Annotated in this window: 2 protein-coding genes and 1 pseudogene; 1 reads left to right on the forward strand and 2 read right to left on the reverse strand. The window is 40.2% G+C overall.

All coding sequences use genetic code 11. From position 1 onward, the window contains the following. Together VLN09_RS03545 and VLN09_RS03550 are read right to left on the reverse strand one after the other, a co-directional pair. Positions 1-270 (reverse strand): DNA starvation/stationary phase protection protein (locus VLN09_RS03545; RefSeq protein WP_325243815.1); only part of this gene is annotated, 270 nt, incomplete at its 3' end. Positions 271-509: 239 nt separating this feature from the next. Then, the gene (locus VLN09_RS03550) at positions 510-1,172 is read right to left on the reverse strand and encodes a YcxB family protein (RefSeq protein WP_325243816.1); all 663 of its coding nucleotides are present in this window, start codon (positions 1,170-1,172) and stop codon (positions 510-512) included. A 438-nt stretch (positions 1,173-1,610) separates the two neighbouring features. Between VLN09_RS03550 and VLN09_RS03555 the strand changes: the two are divergent. Next, positions 1,611-1,861: pseudogene (locus VLN09_RS03555) on the forward strand (serine--tRNA ligase); the annotation flags it as partial.

Here is a 1,861-nt window from a genome sequence, read left to right on the forward strand (position 1 = left end):
AAAATCACTATAAGCATGTAGCGGTGTACCGCCTAAGGTTAAAATACGTTCAGCGATTTCATCGATTTGGATTTGTAATGCGGTATACAGCTCTTCAAACTTTGGATGTAAAGTGAAAAAATGCTCGCCTTTGACATTCCAATGATAACCACGAACGTTGATATAAAACATATGGTAGCTAGACAATATACCATTTAACTTGCTAATAACTTCGCTCATATCTGCTTTTTCTAGACCGATCTGGTTAGTGTCGTTATTATTGTTACTCATTCTATTATCCTTTTCATTGAGTGTAGGTATCAAACATTAAGTCGTTAAACCTTTAAACTTAAGCAACTTACAGTGAGCTATTATGAGCGTAAAGCATAAATAATAGCTCACTGTAAGTTGCTCAACCTTTGATGCTTGCTATTGTAGCAAGCATGCAAAAATAAGTTAAATTAATCAAATTAAAATTTGTAATATATTTTATCAAACAACCACGGCTTTAATCTAAACGGATTTTAAGCTTACTTGGCTGGCAGCTGAAGATTTTCAGGGTTTAGACCTTTCACTGCGACTACCTCTATCAAATGCTGGCGTACCGTATCGATAGGGAATTTTTGAGCTTGCAGGCGCTTAGGGATAATCTGACTACCTTGCTGACCTTTCATCTCAAACATCATAAAGATGTAGTCGTCTGTCTCATCCCAACTTTTCACGGCGCTCCAAGGAATCACTGCTTGTTGGGTGCTGCCTGCACGCATCTGCATACCGCGCATCTGATTGCTATTAAACATATCTGACTGATTGACCGGCACTGCCATCACAATCCCATGCTTTTGTACACCCAGTTTCATTTGGCGCATCTCATCAGGCATTTCTTGCTCAGCGACCTGCTTTTCAAACTCTCTTTTCACATACCATTTAAAACCAAGGGTACGAACCAGTAGATAAATGACAACGGCTGCTAGCATGACCCAAAAGATAATGGTCGAATAACCCGTCAAAAAGACCAGCCCAGCAACGGCTAAAACCACAGCGACTGCCATGATGATCCATTCTTTAAGCTTGATACTCGACAGACCAAATGACGGGCTGGCACTAGCAAATAGCTCATACTGTGCTTGATGGAATTCTGCCTCGGTTAGGTTTAAGGCAACAGGTTGCAGCGTGTAGGGGTACAGAGCCATAAAGGTTTCTCAAAGACTTATAGTGAAAGCGTTAAATTAAAAGCGCCAAATGTCAACAGCGAGGCAATATTTGGCTGGAAATAGAATAAAGATATGCGCTTATCTTACCGAAAATCGCCCTTAAATGAAACATATAAGCCACTCTGTTCGCTAATAGACACCATATTAAAGTCATTAATAAAGGTAAGTCTTACTTATAGAGGATAGTTAAACCTTAAATAACAGTATTAAGCTAAAGATAACGGGTTAAGGCTTATGAAAATAGAAGGTTAAAACTTAGCTAACAGGTAGGTAAAAAATCGCCAAAACATGGTCAAATCTGCTGTGTCTTGGTATTATAGCGGCTACCAAATACTTGCAGGAAAAATAGGGCACTACAGCCCAGATTTTTATTATTTTCACACCTTTTATCCACTTTTAGCGCGACAGGCACCTATTATGATAGACCCAAAACTCTTACGCGGCGATTTGACAGATTTACAGCAGCAATTGGCCACCCGTGGTTATACGCTTGATATAGTGTTCTGGCAAAGTATTGAGAACGAACGTAAATCGCTACAAGTAAAGACCGAAGAGTTGCAGTCGCGCCGTAATACGGGCGCAAAACAAGTTGGAGCGCTCAAAAAATCTGGCGAAGATGCCAGTGAGTTGCTTGCTGAGATGCAAAGCGTGAGCGGTGAGATTAAAAC

Origin of the sequence: Psychrobacter sp. (assembly GCF_035469765.1) — a bacterium.
GTDB lineage: Bacteria > Pseudomonadota > Gammaproteobacteria > Pseudomonadales > Moraxellaceae > Psychrobacter.

Coding starts and splice junctions, on each gene's coding strand:
- VLN09_RS03550 (WP_325243816.1), bottom strand. CDS start 1,172: ATGGCTCTGTACCCCTACACGCTGCAACCTGTTGCCTTAAACCTAACC.